The sequence below is a fragment of the Peteryoungia ipomoeae genome, assembly GCF_004912165.1.
Taxonomy (GTDB): Bacteria; Pseudomonadota; Alphaproteobacteria; order Rhizobiales; family Rhizobiaceae; genus Allorhizobium; species Allorhizobium ipomoeae.
The window spans coordinates 222,473-242,382 of the sequence record NZ_STGV01000004.1 but is presented as its reverse complement, the minus strand read 5'-3'; the positions used below and the strand labels follow the sequence as shown (position 1 = coordinate 242,382).

General features: G+C 59.7%; 15 protein-coding genes. 8 read left to right on the top strand and 7 right to left on the bottom strand.

Going from position 1 to position 19,910, the window contains the following annotated elements:
* Positions 1-75: 75 nt before the first annotated feature.
* The 6 genes from phnD to phnN all read left to right on the top strand — a co-directional run bounded on the left by phnD (position 76) and on the right by phnN (position 6,053).
* Complete coding sequence (phnD, locus tag FAA97_RS13535) at positions 76-981, top strand: phosphonate ABC transporter substrate-binding protein (RefSeq protein ID WP_136599076.1); 906 nt, start codon at positions 76-78, stop codon at positions 979-981.
* A gap of 80 nt (positions 982-1,061) precedes the next feature.
* A complete protein-coding gene (gene phnE / locus FAA97_RS13530) occupies positions 1,062-2,024 on the top strand; it encodes a phosphonate ABC transporter, permease protein PhnE (RefSeq protein WP_136599075.1) in 963 nt (320 codons plus the stop codon).
* A gap of 7 nt (positions 2,025-2,031) precedes the next feature.
* Complete coding sequence (gene phnE / locus FAA97_RS13525; protein WP_136599074.1) at positions 2,032-3,558, top strand: phosphonate ABC transporter, permease protein PhnE; 1,527 nt, start codon at positions 2,032-2,034, stop codon at positions 3,556-3,558.
* Positions 3,559-3,608: 50 nt separating this feature from the next.
* Positions 3,609-4,307, top strand: coding sequence for a DUF1045 domain-containing protein (locus tag FAA97_RS13520; RefSeq protein WP_136599073.1), 699 nt, complete (start codon positions 3,609-3,611; stop codon positions 4,305-4,307).
* 4 nt (positions 4,308-4,311) lie between these two features.
* Positions 4,312-5,448, top strand: a complete 1,137-nt coding sequence (locus tag FAA97_RS13515; RefSeq protein WP_136599072.1) for an alpha-D-ribose 1-methylphosphonate 5-triphosphate diphosphatase — start codon at positions 4,312-4,314, stop codon at positions 5,446-5,448.
* On the top strand, positions 5,448-6,053 hold the full coding sequence (phnN, locus tag FAA97_RS13510) for a phosphonate metabolism protein/1,5-bisphosphokinase (PRPP-forming) PhnN (protein WP_136599071.1): 606 nt from the start codon (positions 5,448-5,450) through the stop codon (positions 6,051-6,053). The genes FAA97_RS13515 and phnN overlap by 1 nt, the downstream gene beginning before the upstream one ends.
* Before the next feature lie 23 nt (positions 6,054-6,076).
* On the opposite strand, the gene paoC is transcribed toward phnN, so the two are convergent.
* The 3 genes from paoC to paoA are packed head-to-tail and all read right to left on the bottom strand — an operon-like array spanning position 6,077 to position 9,861.
* Positions 6,077-8,281: an aldehyde oxidoreductase molybdenum-binding subunit PaoC gene (gene paoC, locus FAA97_RS13505; protein WP_136599070.1), complete on the bottom strand. Its 2,205-nt coding sequence runs from the start codon at positions 8,279-8,281 to the stop codon at positions 6,077-6,079.
* A 3-nt stretch (positions 8,282-8,284) separates the two neighbouring features.
* On the bottom strand, positions 8,285-9,229 hold the full coding sequence (locus FAA97_RS13500; protein WP_136599069.1) for an FAD binding domain-containing protein: 945 nt from the start codon (positions 9,227-9,229) through the stop codon (positions 8,285-8,287).
* Positions 9,226-9,861, bottom strand: a complete 636-nt coding sequence (gene paoA / locus FAA97_RS13495; RefSeq protein WP_136599068.1) for an aldehyde dehydrogenase iron-sulfur subunit PaoA — start codon at positions 9,859-9,861, stop codon at positions 9,226-9,228. The genes FAA97_RS13500 and paoA overlap by 4 nt, the downstream gene beginning before the upstream one ends.
* A gap of 147 nt (positions 9,862-10,008) precedes the next feature.
* On the opposite strand from paoA, the gene ppsA reads away from it, so the two are divergent.
* Positions 10,009-12,393 (top strand): phosphoenolpyruvate synthase, encoded by a 2,385-nt coding sequence (gene ppsA / locus FAA97_RS13490; RefSeq protein ID WP_136599067.1) that lies wholly within the window; start codon positions 10,009-10,011, stop codon positions 12,391-12,393.
* A 216-nt stretch (positions 12,394-12,609) separates the two neighbouring features.
* Entirely contained in the window at positions 12,610-14,505 is a 1,896-nt protein-coding gene (locus tag FAA97_RS13485) for a polysaccharide biosynthesis protein (protein WP_136599066.1), read from the top strand.
* Between the two features lie 83 nt (positions 14,506-14,588).
* Here the strand turns inward: FAA97_RS13485 and FAA97_RS13480 are convergent, their stop codons facing one another.
* The 4 genes from FAA97_RS13480 to FAA97_RS13465 all read right to left on the bottom strand — a co-directional run bounded on the left by FAA97_RS13480 (position 14,589) and on the right by FAA97_RS13465 (position 19,789).
* Positions 14,589-16,211, bottom strand: a complete 1,623-nt coding sequence (locus tag FAA97_RS13480; protein WP_168801001.1) for a GumC family protein — start codon at positions 16,209-16,211, stop codon at positions 14,589-14,591.
* Between the two features lie 117 nt (positions 16,212-16,328).
* On the bottom strand, positions 16,329-17,345 hold the full coding sequence (locus FAA97_RS13475; protein ID WP_425467425.1) for a glycoside hydrolase family 5 protein: 1,017 nt from the start codon (positions 17,343-17,345) through the stop codon (positions 16,329-16,331).
* Positions 17,346-17,412: 67 nt separating this feature from the next.
* Positions 17,413-18,465 carry an acyltransferase family protein gene (locus FAA97_RS13470; protein ID WP_136599063.1) on the bottom strand — a complete coding sequence of 351 codons (1,053 nt, stop codon included), beginning with the start codon at positions 18,463-18,465 and terminating at the stop codon, positions 17,413-17,415.
* 91 nt (positions 18,466-18,556) lie between these two features.
* A complete protein-coding gene (locus tag FAA97_RS13465) occupies positions 18,557-19,789 on the bottom strand; it encodes a hypothetical protein (RefSeq protein WP_136599062.1) in 1,233 nt (410 codons plus the stop codon).
* Between the last annotated feature and the right edge of the window lie 121 nt (positions 19,790-19,910).

The following is a 19,910-nucleotide window of genomic DNA, read 5'->3' as shown; positions in this document are numbered from 1 at the left end:
AAGATCGCCGGCCCTGCGCGAGGGGCGCATTCGAGACATTTGAACCTCAAACCCAATCCAACGGGAGACACTGTCATGTTGAAGAAGATCCTGCTTGCCACTGCGGCATTTGCCGCCCTCGCCGTCAGCGCCCAGGCCGAAGACCTCAAGGAATTCCGCATCGGCATTCTCGGTGGCGAGAACGAAGCCGACCGTCTGCGCAACTTCCAGTGCATGACTGAAAAGCTCCCGTCGGTTCTCGGCGTTGAAAAGGTTTCGCTCTTCCCGGCAGCCGATTATGACGGCGTTGTCCAGGGCCTGCTTGGCGGCACGCTTGACTATGCCGAGCTCGGCGCGTCTGCCTTCGCCAAGGTTCACCTCGCCAAGGCTGATGCCGTTGAACCGATCCTGACCACGGTCCAGACCGACGGCGCAAGCGGCTACTACTCGATCATGGTTGCCCGCAAGGATTCCGGCATCACCAAGATCGAAGACGTCAAGGGCAAGAAGCTGGGCTACGCCGATCCGGACTCCACCTCCGGCTACCTCGTTCCTCTCGTCACCCTGCCGGAAGCGCTCGGCGCCCCGGTTGACCAGGTTGTTGCCTCCACCGGCTTCGGCGGCGGCCATGAGAACCTCGTTCTCGAAGTCGTCAAGGGCACCTTCGACGTCGGCACCACCTGGGGCTCGGGCGTTGGCGAGTTCAAGGACGGCTATTCGTCCGGCAACCTGCGCAAGATGGTCGACAAGGGCATCCTGAACATGGAGGACCTTGTCGAAGTCTGGAAATCTCCGCTGATCCCGAACGGCCCGATCGTTGTCCGCACCTCGATGAACGACGATATGAAGACCAAGTTCAAGCAGTTCATGGTCGACCTGCCAAACTCTGATCCGGCCTGCTTCTCGGCCATCCAGGGTGGTGACTTCAAGGGCTACACCGAAGTCGACGTCGACTTCTATAAGCCCATCATCGACGCCCGCAAGGCAACCATCGGCGGCTGATTTCAGCTGACGCATAGATGGGCCGTCGGCTGACAGACAGCCGGCGGTCTTCTTTTGAAGAGTCGAGAGGACAAGCGGCAATGGCCATCACTGCGACACAGCCAACCTTGAGCGAACGCGGCGCGCGTGTCGAGCGGCACTGGCAGGAACTGGCGGCCAAGCGACGTCTCTACACCGGCTTCGGTCTCCTCCTGCTCCTCCTCGCCATTTCCGGTTCACTCTGGTTTGCCAACGAGACCAATTCCGGCAAGTTCTTCGATCGCCTGCCCTACTTCTTTGATTTCATCGAAGATCTGGTCCCGCGGGACGGATGGGAAATCTGGCGCGCGCTCTTTGACCTGTCTTCGCCCTATGCCGATGGCAGCATGAAATACAACTATCCGGAGGGCCGGCTCTACATCACCGAAAGCCTCTACATCCCGGAATATTTTCACAAGATGGCCGAGACGGTGAACATCGCTCTGATGTCGACCGTGGTTGCGACGATCATCGCCTTTGGCCTGTCGTTTCTCGCCGCGAAGAACATGATGCCCGCCGCCTGGATCCGCTGGCCGGTGCGCCGCTACATGGAAATCCTGCGTGCCTTTCCGGAAGTCGTCATTGCCGGCTTCTTTCTGGCCACCCTCTCGCTCGGCCCCATCCCCGCCATCATCGCCGTCACGGTGCATACGATTGGCGCGCTGGGCAAACTGTTCTTCGAGGTGATCGAGAATGCCGATATGCGCGCCGACGAAGGTTTGCGTGCTGTTGGCGCCAACTGGTTTGAGCGCGTCTGGTTCGCCATCACGCCACAGATCATGCCCAATTTTATCAGCTATGCCCTGCTGCGTTTCGAAATCAACGTCCGCGCCTCCACCATTATCGGCGCCGTCGGTGGCGGCGGCATCGGCGAATTGCTGCGACTGTCGATCGGTCAGGGGCATGAGGCAAAGACGCTTGCCATCATCCTGCTCCTGCTGACGACCGTTATCGCCATCGATCAGTTCTCCGCCATGCTTCGCCGCAAGCTGGTTGGCGAGCAGGCTTTTCAGTCGGTTACGTGAGGTTCCCATGGCCATGATGAACGCCGCCGAATTGAACCGCCTTGCAGAACGCTATCCGCATGTTCTGGAACGCTCGCTCTGGCAACGCTATCGCGCACCGATCTCGATCGGCATGCTTGCGCTCTACTTCCTCTTTTGCTGGTGGTTCTTCGCCATCGGCAAGACGTTGACCCAAGCCAATTGGGGCATTGCCGGAAACTATCTCGCCGACTGGGTCTCCTATGAGATCCGCCCCGAATTCGAAATCGATCGCGACGGGGCACTGACGATCAGCTATCCTCGCTTCGACCCGATTGGCCCCAATCCGAACCCGGACTGGATCGAGACACGGCACGAGACGATCACCCGCTCCGCTGCCCCCGCGGCAGCCGCAGTGGTGGACGAACCCGCCCCGGCAGCCAAGCCAAGCTCGTCTTTCAGCTTCATGGCGCCCACGACGCCGCAGGATAGCGCTCCGGCCGCGGCCCCCGTGCAGCCATCCCCGACACAGCCGGTGTCGGAGGAGGTGATCACCGAGGCGGTCGTCAATCTCGGCAGCTCTGCCCATATCGAGATCGCAGGCAAGACCGTGACCCTCGTCCGCGGCGATCATTCCGTGCGCCTTCTTCTCGACGCCGAGGCAGATACCGTCACCATTGACGGCGCAAGCGCCGACTGGGTCGAACAGCGCTCGATCGGTGGCCGGGTCATCGCCTATTTCGGCGCCGCCGGCTGGATCGATGTGTCGTCAGAGCGTGTGCGCATCCGCAAACGCTTCTTCGGCTGGGAAAATTTCATCTTCGATACCAATTCGCCCTTCTTCGATCTTTCAGCAGGTGAAGTCTGGCAGAAGGTAACCTCGGCTGATCGTATCGATCCTTCCATGAGCAATCTGGCCCTTGCCTGGAACAACATCCTCTACAATGCCTCCTGGCAGCATCTCGACGTCTGGACGAAGCTCCTGCAGACCATTGTCATGGCCTTCGTCGGCACTCTGTTTGCCATGCTGGTGGCTTTCCCGCTTGCCTTCATCGCAGCGCGCAACATCACCCGCAATCGGCCGGTCAACCAGATCACCAAGCGCTTCTTCGATTTCCTCCGCTCCGTCGACATGCTGATCTGGGCGCTCTTCTTCACCCGCGCCTTTGGCCCCGGACCGCTTGCGGGTATCTCGGCGATTTTCTTCACCGACACCGGCACGCTCGGCAAACTCTACTCCGAAGCGCTTGAAAATATCGACGACAAGCAGCGCGAAGGCGTCAAGTCCGTCGGTGCGCCAGCTGCCGCCGTCCAGCGTTACGGCGTGCTGCCCCAGGTCATGCCCGTCTTTGCCTCGCAGGCGCTCTATTTCTGGGAGAGCAATACACGCTCGGCAACGATCATCGGCGCGGTCGGCGCCGGCGGCATCGGCCTCAAGCTCTGGGAAGCCATGCGCACCAATTCCGACTGGGAAAACGTCGCTTACATGGTGCTCCTCATTCTCATCGTCGTGTTCCTATTCGACGCGATATCCAATAGCCTGCGCTCGCGCCTGATCGGCAAGAACCGCCACTGAGTCGGATGGCGACCCCTTGCCGCCCTCCCCTGATCCGAAAGCCTCGACCTTTGCGATACGCTGTCTATTTCACCCCGGCCCATGATCATCCGCTGACAATGGCAGCAGCGGAATGGCTGGGACGCGATGCCTTTTCGGGTGCCGACCTTCCTCAAGCTCCGGTTGAAGGCTTCGATGCGGCAAGCCTTGCCGATCTTACGGCCGACCCGCGCCGTTACGGTTTCCACGCCACGCTGAAGGCACCGTTCGCCCTTAAGGAGGGTGTGACCGAAGACGACCTTCTTTCGGCATTTGATGAGGCCTGCGCTACACACTCCGCCTTCGACATCCCGAGCGTCACCATCAGCCGGATCGGACCCTTCTTTGCGCTGGTGCCGTCGGAACCGAGCGAAATGCTCGACGCCTTCGCCGCCAGCATGGTCGAAGCCTTCGAACCGCTGCGCGCACCGCTCTCTGAAGCCGATATTGCCCGTCGCAACCCGGAACGCATGAGCGAGGGTCAACGGCAACATCTGCTCAAATGGGGCTATCCTTACGTGTTTGAAGAATTTCGCTTCCACATGACATTGACCGGCCCCGTGCCGGAAGATCAGGCCCCCGCCATGGCCGAAGCGCTTCATCGCCATTTCCAGGCCTTCAATGGGTGCCCTGTCTCGATCGATGGGCTCGCGCTCTTCAGCGAGCCAGAGCGCGGCGCCCCTTTCATTGTCCATTCCCGGCAGCCTCTGGCTGCACCAACCAACGGCTGATCCCATGACCGAACAGATCTTCACCAATGCCCGTATCGTTCTTGAGGACCGAATTCTCGATGGCAGCGTCGTCATCCGCGACGGAAAGATCGCAGAAATCGCCGAGGGCTCCTCTGCCGCAGGCGAGGATTTTGGCGGCGACTTTCTGATCCCCGGTCTGATCGAACTGCACACCGACCATCTTGAGTCCCACTATTCGCCGCGGCCGGGCGTGCGTTGGCACATGACCTCAGCCATCCAGGCGCATGACGCCCAGGTGACCACCTCCGGCATCACCACGGTCTTTGATTGCCTGCGCATGGGCTCGGACGAAGACGGCGGTTTCGACAGGGGCGAGATGCGCGCGCTTGCGGATGCCATCCAGGCCGCCGAACGCGATGACAGGCTGCGCGCCGAACATCTGATCCATCTCCGCTGCGAAGTCGCCTCCGACAATGTTCTGGATCATTTTGCCGATTTCGCAAACGACCCGCATGTCCGTCTCGCCTCGCTGATGGACCATTCGCCGGGCCAGCGCCAGTTCCAGACGATGGAGCAGTACACGCTCTACTACAAGACCAAGCGAGGTCTCACCGACGAGCAGTTCGCCCGTTTCGTCGACAGCCGCCTCGCGCTTTCCGCCCGCTATTCCGCACCCCATCGTGACGCGCTCGCCAAGGCCTGTGCGGAGCGCGGCATCACGGTTGCAAGTCATGACGATGCGACACTGGCCCATGTCGAGGAAGCCAAGGGCCACGGCGTGCGTCTTGCCGAATTCCCGACCAGCATCGAGGCCGCCGAAGCTTCGCATCAGGCGGGCATGAGTGTGTTGATGGGCGCGCCCAATGTGGTCCGCGGCAAGTCGCATTCCGGCAATATCGCAGCGCGGGATCTTGCCGAACGCGGTGTGCTGGATGTGCTTTCTTCCGACTACGTACCCTTGAGCCTGCTCCATGCCGCCTTCGTGCTCGCTGATGATGTCGATGGCATCGAGTTGCCCTCGGCCGTTGCCATGGTTACCGCGACACCGGCGCGGACCGTGGGACTTTCCGACCGTGGCCGCATCGCCGAAGGCCTGCGCGCCGATCTGGTGCGCGTGCGCCGGCACGAAGGCGTGCCGGTCATTCGCGCGGTCTGGCGAACAGCCAACCGGGTCGCCTGATGCCGGATAGAGAGAGACGGCGTCACCCTGATCTGGAACACGAGAATGCCGGCACGCTGATCGTCGTCGTCGGGCCGAGCGGCGTCGGCAAGGACAGCCTGATAGCCGTCGCACGGCGCCATTTTCGCGACGATCCCGACATCCGTTTCGTGCAACGGGTGATAACCCGACCTGCAGATAGCGGCGGGGAAGATCATCGCCCGGCATCAATGGATGCGTTCACCAAAGCGAAGTCTGCCGGCGACTTCGCCATCGATTGGGAAGCGCACGGCCTCCGCTATGGCGTGCCAATCAGCATATTGGCCGATCTTCGTTCCGGTGCCACCCTTGTTGTCAACGGCTCCCGCTCAGCCCTCCCTCAGTTCGAGGAGAGATTTGCAAAGCTGGTGGTCGTCAATGTGACGGCGAGACCGGATGCGCTTGCAGCACGCCTTGCCGCCCGCGGTCGCGAGACGGCAGCCGAAATCGAAGCCCGACTGAACCGCACGACTGAGCCACCACCCTCAGGCGCCCATGTGGTGACGATCAACAACAGCGGGGCTCTTGAGGCAGGCGCGCAGAAGCTGATCGACCTGATCGGGCGCCTCGCCCACCAGACGGCGTAACGGGATGCAAGCGCGGCAACGCCTCAGGCCACCTGCGGCAACCCTCCGATCAGTTTGTCGAGCGTGATCGGATAATCGCGCACCCGCACACCGGTTGCGTTGTAGATCGCGTTGGCCACCGCCGCAGACACGCCGCAAAGGCCGAGTTCACCGACACCCTTCGCTTTCATCGGCGACGACATCGGATCCGCCTCGTTAAGGAAGATCACGTCCTGATGCGGAATGTCTGCATGGACCGGCACTTCGTAGCCCGCGAGGTCGTGGTTGACGAAGAAGCCGCGCTTGGTATCGACAGCCAGTTCCTCCGAAAGTGCAAGGCCCACGCCCATGGTCATCGCACCGATTACCTGGCTGCGTGCTGTGATCGGATTGAGGATGCGACCGGCGGCGCAAACTGCCAGCATCCGGCGAACCCGAATCTCCCCGGTAAACGCGTCAACCGCCACCTCGACGAAATGCGCGCCGAACGTCGATTGCTGATGGGTTTTGTGGAGGTCGCCCCATTCTATGACATCCTCTGCCACCAACCCTTCCTCTCCCGCTGCCTCAGCAAGCGGGATCGATCGATCGCCTGAACGCACAAAACCGCCCGCGAAGGTGATGTCGTTCGAGTTGAAACCGAGCGTTTTGGCAATCTCTTCGCGAAGCTTCACGCAGGCTGCATAGACCCCGGACGTCGAGCAATTTGCGCCGAACTGACCGCCGGATCCCGCCGAAACCGGGAACTGCGAGTCGCCGAGCCTCACGTCGACAGCCTCGATCGGAATGCCAAACATCTCTGCAGCGGTCTGGGCAATGATCGTGTAGCTGCCGGTACCGATGTCGGTCATGTCGGTCTCAACCACCACACGTCCGCCAGCCTCCAGTCGGACACGGGCCGCAGAAGGCACCAAAAGGTTGTTACGAAACGCAGCCGCCACGCCATGCCCGATGAGAAAGCGTCCTTCGCGACGGCTCGCTGGCTGCGGGCTGCGCGCCTGCCAGCCAAAACGTTCAGCACCAAGCTTCAGGCATCCGATCAGATCGCGCTGCGTGAAGGGGCGTTCGGGATTTTCAGGATCGACCTGCGTATCATTTGCAACGCGGAAGTCGATGGGGTCCATGCCAAGCTTTTCAGCCATTTCATCCATTGCGATTTCCAGCGCCATCAGCCCCGGCGCCTCACCCGGTGCCCGCATGGCATTGCCTTCGGCAAGATCAAGCCGCGCAAGCCGCATCGCCGTCATGCGGTTCTCGCCGGCATAGAGCAGACGCGTCTGCATCACCGCAGTTTCCAGGTCACCCTCTGGGAGATTGCCGGACCAGCTTTCATGCCCGATCGCGGTGATCTTGCCATCCTCATCAGCGCCGATGCGGATCCGCTGGATCGTCGCAGGCCGATGCGTGGTGTTGTTCATCATCATCGGACGCGGCAGGGCAAGCTTTACGGCACGGCCTGCAGCTTTCGCGCCGACAGCGGCCAGCACCGCGTCCACCCGCAGAAAGAGCTTGCCTCCGAAACCGCCGCCAATATAGGGCGACTTCAGCCGGATTTTTTCCTTGTCCATGTTGAGAACCATCGCCAGATCGGTGTGCCACCAGTCGATCATCTGGCTCGAGGTCCAAACTGTCAGCTGATCGCCATCCCATTTGGCAAGAGACGCATGCGGCTCCATCATCGCGTGGCTCTGATCCGGTGTCTCGTAGGTCGCATCCAGCGTCACGGCAGCGGAATTGAAGGCATCGTCGAAATTGCCGACCGCAGTGTCCGCATTCTCCGAGTCCGGGTCCGGCGGCGAAGCTGAGCCCTTCGCAGCCTCCAGGTCGAACGAGCCGGTCTCTTCCTGATACTCGACATGGATCAATGCGGCCGCGGATCGGGCCTGCTCGAAACTCTCGGCAACGACGACGGCGATTGCCTGATGGTAGTGCTCGATCTTGTCACCGCCAAAGAGATGAGCCGTGTTGTTCTTGCCCTTGCGAGCTTCGCCGAAGTCGATTGACGTCACAACCGCAAGCACGCCGGGCGCTGCGCGGGCCGCATCAGTGTCAATCGAGAGGATCCGACCTTTGGCAATGCCAGAGCCAACAGGAAAACCGTAGGCGACATCGCCGCCGATATCGCCATGCTCGTAGGCATAAGGCGCGCGGCCACTCACCTTCAGGGGGCCATCGATTCGGCGATGCGGCTGGCCGACCACCGTCAGATTGTCGATTGCATTGGTTGTTTCCGGCTTGTCGAATTTCATCGCTCAACCCTCCACGTCTGAGAGGATCGATGCAAGCATGCGCTCGACAAGATCCAGCTTGTATCTGTTCTGGTCGGTTGGGCGGGCGTCCGCCATAAGGGCGTCGGACACTGCCTTCGCCCCCTCAAGCGCTTCAGCGCTCTCCACCCGCCAGGGCTTGTGCGCTACCCCACCCACGGCAAAGCGTTTCGTTCCATCATCACCAATCACGGCACCAACGGAGACGAGGGCGAACGCATAGGACGCGCGGTCGCGAACCTTCTGATAAACCTGCCGCCCGCCGATGGGCGCAGGCAGTGTGACGGCCGTGATGAACTCACCGGGCTGCAGGGCCGTTTCAATATGCGGGGTATCCCCCGGCAAACGATGGAAGTCGGCAATCGGTATGGACCGACGATTTCCATCGGTCCCGATCGTCTCCACCGCCGCGTCAAGCACGCGCATCGCAACCGCCATATCGCTTGGATGAGTGGCGATACAGTGTTCGCTCGCACCGACGACAGCATGTTGGCGATTGAAGCCTGCAAGGGCAGAACATCCACTGCCTGGACTGCGTTTGTTGCAAGGCTGGTTGGTGTCGTAGAAGTAGGGACAGCGGGTCCGCTGCAAGAGATTGCCCGCCGTGGTCGCCTTGTTGCGCAACTGCCCGGAGGCGCCGGCAAGCAGGGCCCGCGACAAAATCTGATAGTTGCGCCGCACGCGGGCATCGGCTGCAAGGGCGGTGTTGCGCACCAGGGCTCCGATGCGCAGACCACCGTCCTCCGTGTCCTCGATCTGATCAAGCGGCAGCCGGTTGATGTCAACAAGATGCGTCGGAGCCTCGATCTCAAGCTTCATGAGGTCGAGCAGATTGGTCCCGCCAGCGATAAATCGGCAATTCGGGTTGGCGGCCGCGGCCTCAACTGCGTCTTCGACAGAGCGGGCGCGGTGATAGGTGAAAGCCTTCATGCGTTCTCTCCCGCAACCTCAAGCATCGCCTCGATGATGTTGGAATAGGCACCGCATCGACAGATATTGCCGCTCATCCGCTCGCGCAGCTCATCGACGGTGACGTTCATCTGCCCCTCCAGGGAGCCGCTGACGTGGCTTGGCAAACCATTGCGGATCTCGTCAAGCACCGCGATGGCCGAACAGATCTGTCCAGGCGTGCAGTAACCACACTGGAAGGCGTCGTGACGCAAAAATGCATCTTGCATCGGATGCAGATCACCCGGTTCGCCCAGTCCTTCGACGGTCGCAACCCTGTCGCCATCATGCATCACCGCAAGGCTCAGACAGGCGTTTATCCGTTGCCCCTCAACAAGCACCGTGCAGGCGCCGCACTGGCCGTGATCACAGCCCTTCTTTGTGCCCGTCAACTCCAGATGTTCGCGCAAGACATCGAGAAGGGTGGTTCGATTGTCGACCACGAGTGCAACGGACTTGCCATTGACGGTCAAATTCACCTCGGAACGATGCGATGGGGAAAGGGCTTTGTCAGCCTGATGGTTTGCGTGCATGCCTGCTCCGTGGGTGACACTGACGTCGACCATCAAGGATACGAACGCCGCGGTGGGAAGGGACGAGGAACAATATTGCATATGAACGCCTGAAAAAGTCGAAGGGTCCATACGTCAATTGCTAGTTTCTTTCCGAGATTGACTCCGATCAAGGCATGACACACCCGCGCAGGTAGCATTTCCCATGAGCGGCACAGAGCATGTGGCCGACCAGCGGAGGAATGCATCATGAATGGCAATGCACCCGTTTTGTGGTTCGAACAGCTTCGTCGCGCCGATGTCGCGCGCGTCGGCGGCAAAAACTCATCACTCGGCGAAATGATCCAGATCCTGGAAAGCCGCGGCGTCGACGTTCCTCCCGGCTTTGCCACGACATCGGAAGCCTATTGGGACTATGTGGATGCGAACGATATCCGTGAGGCGATGACCGATCTTCTGGACGACTGGATCGCCGGTCGCACCAGTCTTTCCGAAACTGGCAATGCCATCCGCAAGCTCTTCCTGCGCGGCATCTGGCCAGATGAAACCGCCCAAGCGATCGTTGACGCCTATCGTGATCTTTCAAAACGCGCTGACACGCAAGATATCAGCGTGGCGGTGCGCTCAAGTGCGACCGCCGAAGATCTCCCGGATGCCAGCTTCGCCGGGCAACAGGAAACCTATCTGAACATCAGCGGCGAAGCGGCACTGCTCGATGCCTGCCGGCGCTGCTATGCATCGCTTTTCACCGACCGCGCAATCTCGTACCGGCAGACCAAGGGGTTTGACCACATGAAGGTGGCGCTGTCGATCGGTGTCCAGCAGATGGTCCGATCCGACATCGGCGGCTCCGGCGTCATGTTCTCGATCGACACGGAAACCGGGTTCGACAAGGTCGTGTTGATCAACGCCGCATGGGGGCTTGGCGAAAACGTCGTTCAGGGAGCCGTTGATCCGGACGAATACCAGGTCTTCAAGCCACTCTTGTCCAATCCCGCACTCAAACCGATCATCGCCCGCAAATGCGGGGCAAAATCGATCAAGATGATCTATGGCGGACAGGAGGAGCCGACACGCAACGTGCCGACGTCCAAGGCCGAGCGTCAGGCTCTGGTCCTGGGGGATGACGAAATCCTGACGCTGGCGCGCTGGGCCACCACGATCGAGGATCACTACGGCTGCGCCATGGACATGGAATGGGCGCGCGACGGGAATACCGGGCGCCTCTATATCGTACAGGCGCGTCCCGAAACCGTGCAATCCAATCGCCAGGGCGCATCCTTCCAGCGCTATGCGATCAGCAACAAGGGCAAGACCCTGGTGAAGGGTCTGTCCATCGGTGACAAGATCGTCTCCGGCCGCATCTGCCTGATTGAATCGGCCAGGGATATCGGCAAGTTCGTCGATGGCTCCGTTCTGGTGACCTCAACCACCGATCCGGACTGGGTCCCGATCATGAAGCGTGCAACCGCTATCGTCACGGATCACGGTGGTCGCACCTCTCATGCCGCCATCGTCAGCCGTGAACTGGGCCTGCCCGCCATTGTCGGCACCGGGGATGCAACGCATCTGTTGCACACCGGCCAGGACGTGACTGTTTCGTGCGCGGAAGGCGAGGAGGGCATGGTCTATGAGGGTCTTGCAGATGTGACGGTTGAAACCCTTGACCTCGACAGCATCCCGGATACCCGCACCCAGGTCATGCTCAACCTCGGCAATCCGGGTGCTGCCTTCCGCTGGTGGAAACTTCCGGCCGACGGGGTTGGCCTGGCCCGCATGGAGTTCGTCATCAGCAATGCCGTGCGCATCCACCCGATGGCGCTTGTCCGCTACGACAGCCTGAAGGACGAAGCGGCCAAGACCGAGATCTGGAGCCTTACCCGCGGTTATGAAGACAAGACCCAATATTTTGTCGATCAGCTGTCCGAGGGGCTCGCCCAGATTGCCGCCACCGTCTATCCAAAGCCGGTAATTGTCCGGATGAGCGACTTCAAGACCAACGAATATGCCGGTTTGATTGGAGGCGCAGCGTTTGAACCGCAGGAAGAAAACCCCATGATCGGTTTTCGCGGTGCCTCACGCTACTACTCACCCCGCTACCGTGAGGGCTTTGCGCTTGAATGCCAGGCGATCCGGAAGCTGCGCAACGATATGGGCCTCGACAATGTGATTGTCATGATCCCCTTCTGCCGCTCCATCGCCGAAGCCGAAAAAGTGCTCGCTGTCATGGCCGAAAACGGTCTTGAACGCGGCAAGGATGGCCTCAAGATCTATGTCATGTGCGAGATCCCCTCGAATGTCATTCTGGCGAAACAGTTTGCCGAGCATTTCGACGGCTTCTCGATCGGTTCCAACGACCTCACACAGCTGACGCTTGGCGTCGATCGGGATTCCGGCGATTTGGCCGATCTCTTCGATGAGCAGGATGAAGCCGTCAAATGGATGATCGGCACCGTGATTTCCGAAGCGAAAAAGGCTGGCGCCAAGATCGGCCTGTGCGGCCAGGCGCCAAGCGACCATCCTGAATTTGCAAAATTCCTGGTAGCAGCCGGCATCGACAGCATTTCGGTGACGCCTGACAGTTTCATCGCGGTGAAGAAAAAGGTCGCCGACGCGGAGGTTGCAGGACGGTGACTGGATACCTTTCTGGTGTGACACGGACAGATCAGGGTGGCCGGACAGACGATCTAAACAACTGACTTTGCTGGGAATTACTGCCAGCAAAGTCTATTGGACACTTCTCATGTTCAAGTTGCAGTTTTAATTCATATCCGTCATAGAGGAGGCATGCCGTCTAGGTGTAGGCATTCGTTCGTTCAGATTGAGCAGTCAGGCTAGTCTTACCCACCCATGGAAACCATTTTTCTCCTTGTCCGTGAGACGGCCATCAAAATTCCGCGCCGCTGGAAGCGCGCCTTTCTGATCGTAATCGATGCACTGCTGCTGCTCTTTGCGCTTTGGGCCGCCTATGCGCTGCGGCTGTCGAACTGGAGTCCCGCCCTTACCAGCGAGCGCATTTCGCTGGCACTCCTCGCACCGCTTGTCGCGATCCCCGTCTTCATTCGGCTTGGCCTCTATCGATCGGTCATCCGCTATCTGCCCGAAGCGGCGATCTGGACCATCCTCCGTGCAATGATGATCGCCACGATGAGCTGGGTCATCATCATCTTCCTGATGGAGATGGCCGGCCAGGGCATCGTACCAAGATCCGTACCCCTCCTTTATTTTCTTCTCGGAACGATCCTGATCGGCTGCAGTCGGTTTGCGGCAAAGTGGATGCTGAGCGTCGGCACCGGCATGCGTCGCAATGAGGTACCCATCTTCATTTACGGAACCGGCGCGACAGCAGCACAGCTGGCGCGGGCGTTGCGCGGTCATGGGAACCGTTTTGTCATGGGCCTGATTGACGACGATCCGGTCAATCACGGCCGAGACGTTGCCGGCTATCGCGTCTTCCCACCGCGCGACCTGCCGAATCTGGTTGAGCGCTATGGCATTCGAGAGATTGTGCTGAGCATGTCTTCGATCCCCGCGGAATCACGGCAGGCGGTGATTGCACGCGTCACCGGCCTCGGCGTCAAGGTCCGCACGGTGCCGGATATCGGTGACATCGTGGATGGCCGCTATCTGGTCAACCAGATCCGTGAAATCGAGATCGACGAGCTGCTGGGACGCTCCTTCGTGCCACCGGACAAGCAACTGCTCGGCCACGCCCTTACAGGCAAAACGGTCATGGTAACCGGCGCTGGCGGCTCCATCGGCTCCCAGCTCTGCCGCCTCATTGCGACCTGGAAACCGGCAAAGCTCATTTTGGTCGAGGCCAGCGAATACGCGCTCTATCGCATCGAACAGGAGCTGTGCAGTGAGACTGGGCCGGTCGTGATCCCGGTGCTCGGTTCTGTGACGGACGAACGGCTGATGCGTCGAACCATTCGAGGTCACGGCGTCGAGGTGGTCTATCACGCAGCGGCACACAAGCACGTGCCTCTCGTCGAGGCCAATATTCTTGAAGGTATCCGCAACAACGTCTTCGGAACTCTGACGGTTGCACGCATTGCCGCCGCTGAAGGCGTTGGCCATTTCGTGCTGATCTCCTCCGACAAGGCCGTGCGCCCAACCAATGTCATGGGAGCGACAAAGCGCTGGGCCGAACTGATTGTCCGACAGATCGCAAACGAGGCAAAAGCGCAAGGCAAGCCGCAGATCTTCTGCGCCGTCCGGTTTGGCAATGTGATCGGCTCCAACGGTTCCGTCGTTCCGCTGTTCAAGGAGCAGATCGCGAAGGGGGGGCCGGTCACCGTTACTGACCCGGACATGACCCGCTACTTCATGTCTATCCCGGAAGCCGCGGAACTCATTGTCCAGGCAGGCGCCCTCTCGCAGGGCGGCGACGTTTTTCTCCTCGACATGGGAGAACCGGTTCGGATCGGTGATCTTGCAGAGAACATGATCCGCCTGGCCGGTTTCTCGGTGAAAACCGACGATCAAAACGGAAGCGGTATAGCAATCGAGGTCATCGGCAAGCGGCCGGGCGAAAAGCCGTTCGAGGAGCTGTTCTACGATCGGGCGAATGCCAAGCCAACACAGCACCCGAAGATCCTGCGCGCCGATGGTGCAATTGAAGCGAACGACGAAGTGCCAAGCTGGTTGCGTGACCTCGATAAGCTGGTCGAGGCTGAAGCCGAAGCGGACGCGAAGCGGATGCTTTTCGCCCTGATCGATCGTACCGATCAGCAGAAAAACTAGGGACCGCAATCGCAATTCGGAAGTGTCTAATGGTCTGAATGCGAACGGCGGCGCCATGAGGGGCTCGCCTTTCGCCAGAGTGGCTAGTTCCGCCTGACCAAACGGCGATATAGAGCCAAAGCAACCGCGGCCCCCACGCCGAGGCCGAGACCAAGAAGCCCGCCGCCAAACACGCCGGCCATCATGAGCGCGCGACGCCCCGGGCCATCGGCCCTCTCAGGTGGGTATGCCTCGGAGAGTATCCGCACATTGCTCGCATAGAGGCTCTTTTCGGCAGCCGTCTCTTCGCTGCGCCTCAAGACAGCCTCGTAGACATCCTGTGCAGCCTTGGCCTTACGCTGCAATTCACCAAGTTCGATAAGGGCAGATGCATTTGTGGTTTGGGAGGCCTTCTGGACATTCAGTTCCTTCAGCAGATCGGCCTCTTCCTTTTTCGCCACCTCGTATGTGCCGCGAGCCCCCGTCACCATGCGCTGCAACTCAAGGCCGATCTGCCGCTCGACATCAGAAAGTGATGCTTTGGCGGATTGCAGCTGCGGATGCCGCTCTCCAAGACGCTCGATGAGGCTGCTGACATTGGCCGAGAGGCCGGCATACTGCGTCCTGAGATCTCCAAGGGTTCGCGAGGCGGCCGCATCGCCAGCCAACACATCATTCAGATCGAGCTTCGAAACATTGTCGAGCTGGGCTTTTGCCTCGATGATCTTGCGCTGTGCAGCCACCAGCAGATCGTCGAGAGATTGCAGCCGTTTATCCGCAATCTGGGCGCCATCCACGGCAAAGAGGTCATTCCTGGCGGTGAATGCCCGCACCTCTTCCTCCGCTGCCACCAAAGCCTCGCGCAGGGCGGGCAGTTGACTGGTCAAGCCGGCGTTTACGCTGCCGGAACTGCTTTGAGCACTCGATCTACTGTCGTCAAGATAGGCCGCAACCAGGGCATTGGCGATGGTCGAAGACTTGGATGCTTCGGAGGTGGTGACCCTGACTTGAAAGACATAGGTGCCATCCTGGCGCGACACCTGGATGCGTCTGGAAAGTTCGGCCAATACGCGGTTCAGGTCACCGGCCTGACTGCCTGCGGTTCCCTGTCCGAATTCCGGATCGGACATCAGTTTCAAATTGGTCGCGACCGTCTCGAGAACCCGGCGCGAGGAAATGATCTGTGTCTGACTGTCGATCGTGCCGTTCAGGATCTCGGGGGAAGGAGCGCTGTCGCTCTGGCCAAACTGGACGGCAAGCGTTTGCGGATCGAAATAGAGTGTCGACGTCGCGCTGTATGTCTTTGGCAAGGTGGCGCTCAATAACGCCCCCGAAAGGGCGCCGACCAGTGCAATAGCAAGGATGGGCGTGCGATATGTCCAGGCAGCCGCCACCACGAATTTGAGATCGAGGACTGCCGGCTCCTCCGCATGCGGCGGTGGTGAAGTCACGCTTGTGATCGAGCCATGCGCTTGAGCGGTGCGCGTTCGTGGTTGGGGTTTGCCATCTGCAGGAAACTCCATCTCCGATCGCTGCCAGGGAAACCGCTCGTGCGAGCGCTTTTCGATATCGTCCATAGTCAGCGGCCTGCCGCGCGGCGGCTCCAGATTGGCGGCTTCGCCTTTCGATCCCGCAAGATAGCGACGCAGGCTGACGGCCGCGGTGCCGTCGGGCGAAGACGGCGACGCTGCAGTCGCAGAACGCGTTCGGGGATCGAACTCAGCCATCTCCTGGACTTTATCCTTCACTAGGGTTCGTGCACCCATGCAGCGCAGATCTGACTTGGTCCGGCCAGATACCCGTTTGTTGCTGAACTATGATAATTTACAGTTAATCAACCGTTATCACCGCGCCGAATTCATGACGCACCAGCCGCGATCTTGCGCTTCAGGGTTCAGCGCCGGAATGAGAGACGACAACTGCTGACGATCTCCCTTATCCGTCGGCTGGATGTTATTGCCTTCGTCTTCGGCCCACCAGTCGCCGCCGGCCCAATAGGTCCATCCCAGCCAGACGTCTGGATTGTCGGCAATCGCCTGTGTCATGCGGGTCAGTCCCTCAAGACATTGAGGCTCGCTCGAACCACCGAACTCGCCAAGGAAGGCGCGTTTGCCATGGGCGCGCAGCCAGTCGGAAAGCTTGTTCATGCCGTCGACGGCTAGATCGACATTGACACAGGCTTCATGGGTGCCCGAGAGATCCTTGTCCATGTACTGGTGAACCTCGAATGCGTAGCGGTCGAGTGGATCGACAACAGACAGCATCACGCTCGCGTTCGAGCCCCGGCCAAAGTCTTGCTCCCATGTCACGACGCCGCTCCAATGCGTCCCCGGAACCAGAATGAGATTTCCGGCGCCAATCGTGCGAATGCCGGCAATCGCCATATTGGCAGCCTCCAGCCAGACGGTCGGGGCGATGTCATGCGGCTCGTTCATCAACCCGAAGGCGATGCCCTCCTGATTGGCGAACTCGGCTGCAAGCCGGATCCAGAACTGCGCGAACTGCCGTGACGGCACATCCGCGGATCCGATCTGACTGCCAGAGTAGTAGCCGAAATTGTGCGGATCTAGGATGACGCTGAGGCCCTTCGCCCGTAATCCCGCAACGCTCGTCTTCAGCCTGTCCAGCTCAACAAGGTCCAGAGGACCTCCGAGACTGGGTTGAAGACGCTCCCACTTGAAGGGAAGTCGTACGGTATCGAAGCCTTTCGCCGCGAAATAGGAGACTGTGGACGCGGAAGGATAGGTGAAGTTGACACCTTCAACGCCATCCGCCTCGCCGTATTCGGCGCCGGACAGGTTCACCCCGCGAAAGCAGAGATCATTTGGCTCGGCATGAAGAGACCCACAAGAGAGCAGCATGGCAAGGCCGATTGCGCCAGCGCGCCGCGGCAGAGGTGAGAAACAGGCTGAGCGGACGCGCAAGCTGTCAGGCATTGCCGGCCGTCGTCATGCTGCGTTCCCTTTTCGGTCCGGTGGACGCCAGGAACCGGCCAACAGGCTGCTCGAAGAGATAGTAGCTGGCAAGGCCAACTGCGGCCGACGCCAGAACCATCAAGCCAACGATGACGGTATCACTCGGCACCACCGCCTTCACCCAGGGATAGACCATGCGCGAACCGGCCAGCGTGAAGACATGGGTGAGATAGATGGAATAGGAGGCGTCGCCGAGGATCCGCAGCCAGCGCCAGCGCTTCAGATCTGGCAGGTCGATGGCTGTCGCGAAGAAGATGATGATAGCAGCCGGAATGCCAATCGAGACCAGACGCGGCAGATCGAATTCGAGATGGTCATTGATCAGAAGCAGACAAAAACCCAGGGAGACGGCAAGAGCCACCACCGGCGGGGAAAAGGAAATCCCGGACTTGTAGACGCGACCCAGCAGGACCCCGGCGACGAACTCGAAGATGACGGTATCCCCATAGAACCGCCCGGCAGTGCTCTCGGGCAGAAGATTGGCAAGCACAAACAGCCCGCCGATAAGAGCCGTTATCGCAGCGATGCGAAGCCTCTGGGGAATGAGGAGGCAGAGACCGAACAGAAAATAGAAATACATCTCGAAATTCAGCGTCCAGCCCGGAACGATCAGCGGCGCGATCATCCTGCCCTCGGGATCGGACGGATTGAGCCAGGGAATGAATGCCAGAGACGCCAGAATGTGCGGCATGTCGAATTGCGTCGACTTGAGGATCTGCGGCGCAATCAGCGCAACAAAGGCTGCAGCCAGCGTGATCGTCCAGTAGAGCGGCACCACGCGACGCAGCCGTTTCCACCAGAACTCCGCAGGCGTCTGCGGCTTGTCTGCGGTCGTGATCCACATGACGAAACCGCTCAGCACGAAAAACAGGTCAACGCCGCTTTTCCCGAACAGGTAATCCGTCATCCAGGCATCGGGATTGAGCTTCTCCATCTGCAGGATGGCGTGAAAATACACGACAAGAAGAGCAGCGACTGCCCTGATATATTGCAGTTGAACGCACATGATAGCTCGCAATACGCCGAAGGGGACGTGTCCAGGCGTCGATCTATACCCCGGGACAGGCCGGATTGTCCTTCAAGACCTGCCAAAGCGGTTAATGGCCGTGCACGTCCGGTCTCCGCAGAAATCCAACAAGCAGCCAGAGCAGGGCCGCAACCTTGATCGAAAAGACAGCCGTCCCACCGATCATCATGTTGAGGAAGAGAAAGATCGTCAGTGCAAAAGCGAGGCGCTTTTGCGCTGCCGTCTGTCCTGCGGGGTAAAAGCTGACAAAGAGCCAGAAGGCCAGGAGGCCAAAGACCGTGCTGGCATTGATCACATAGATATAGCCGCTATCGGCAAAACCCGCGACATTGCGCACGTCAAGCGCCAGAAGCTGGATAAAATCGAGATCGAAGAAACCCTTCATCGTCAAAACGATGCGTCCATCGAGCGTGTCGCCGCTGGCATCCGGTCGCAAGAGATAGACGAGCGCACCGGCAAGGATGATGCCCGGCATGACCAGGGGGCGCAGACTGTTGCTGATCTTCGGAAACAGTCCATAGCCGATGAGACAGACAAACGCGAAGGCCAGCATGCTTCTGGAATCATTGGTCAGCAGGATGAAGACCACGGTCGCGATCATCAGCCACCGATCGGATGCGCGGATCTGTTTGAAACGGCTGACCAAATAGATGCAGAGTACACCGGAAAAATTGGCGAGCGACACCTGTTCGAGGAAAATGGAGGCGGTGCGATGATCACTCAGGCCGAAGGAAAACCGGCCGGGAATGTTGAGAGCATTCTGAAAGATCTTCGTGCCCCCGAACGCGACCTGTTCAAGCCCCCGGGTATTGCTGAAATAGAGCGACGGATAAAACAGGTCTTCGTAGATCCGGGTGAAAAAGATCTCCACCAGGAGCACCGAAAGGACAAAGACGCATGAGATTCGAAAGACGAAAGCGAGACTTTTCGCGTCGGTCAGCATACCCATCTGACAAAAGACCGCGATGATCAGAACATTGCGGAAAAAATCGACAAACACCAAGCCATTGGCCGCCGAGGTATAGAGCATGACCACGGCAAAAAAGCCTGTCAGCGCCACAATCGGCAACGCGTCCTCAGACAGGCCGCGATAAAAAAGGTAGAGCAGCGAAACGAACAGCAAGCTGATTTCAACAAGCGCCACATGGGAAAAACCGAGAGGCATCCCATGCGCATTGATGATGGCAAGAACGCCATTATAGATCACGGCAAACGGAACCACGAGGCGCACAAGTCGCCCCTGCCCCGACGCTCGTCCGGGCAGCGTCCCTGTCTGTGAACCGTGAAGGCTGCTGATGTTCATCCCCAACACCTAACCGACTCGCTTGCAGCCGAGAAGAGGCGGCCATGCCAAGGCGAAGGCGCGCGGACTGCATCCACGTGCAGGTTAAAGGCGCTTTCGTGGAGCCAATCATGTTTGTGCT

Coding starts and splice junctions, on each gene's coding strand:
- phnD (WP_136599076.1), top strand. CDS start 76: ATGTTGAAGAAGATCCTGCTTGCCACTGCGGCATTTGCCGCCCTCGCC.
- FAA97_RS13470 (WP_136599063.1), bottom strand. CDS start 18,465: ATGTGCGTTCAACTGCAATATATCAGGGCAGTCGCTGCTCTTCTTGTC.
- FAA97_RS13485 (WP_136599066.1), top strand. CDS start 12,610: ATGGAAACCATTTTTCTCCTTGTCCGTGAGACGGCCATCAAAATTCCG.
- ppsA (WP_136599067.1), top strand. CDS start 10,009: ATGAATGGCAATGCACCCGTTTTGTGGTTCGAACAGCTTCGTCGCGCC.
- phnE (WP_136599075.1), top strand. CDS start 1,062: ATGGCCATCACTGCGACACAGCCAACCTTGAGCGAACGCGGCGCGCGT.
- FAA97_RS13475 (WP_425467425.1), bottom strand. CDS start 17,345: ATGCTGCTCTCTTGTGGGTCTCTTCATGCCGAGCCAAATGATCTCTGC.
- FAA97_RS13500 (WP_136599069.1), bottom strand. CDS start 9,229: ATGAAGGCTTTCACCTATCACCGCGCCCGCTCTGTCGAAGACGCAGTT.
- paoA (WP_136599068.1), bottom strand. CDS start 9,861: ATGCAATATTGTTCCTCGTCCCTTCCCACCGCGGCGTTCGTATCCTTG.
- FAA97_RS13480 (WP_168801001.1), bottom strand. CDS start 16,211: ATGGCTGAGTTCGATCCCCGAACGCGTTCTGCGACTGCAGCGTCGCCG.
- FAA97_RS13465 (WP_136599062.1), bottom strand. CDS start 19,789: ATGAACATCAGCAGCCTTCACGGTTCACAGACAGGGACGCTGCCCGGA.
- phnN (WP_136599071.1), top strand. CDS start 5,448: ATGCCGGATAGAGAGAGACGGCGTCACCCTGATCTGGAACACGAGAAT.
- phnE (WP_136599074.1), top strand. CDS start 2,032: ATGGCCATGATGAACGCCGCCGAATTGAACCGCCTTGCAGAACGCTAT.
- paoC (WP_136599070.1), bottom strand. CDS start 8,281: ATGAAATTCGACAAGCCGGAAACAACCAATGCAATCGACAATCTGACG.
- FAA97_RS13515 (WP_136599072.1), top strand. CDS start 4,312: ATGACCGAACAGATCTTCACCAATGCCCGTATCGTTCTTGAGGACCGA.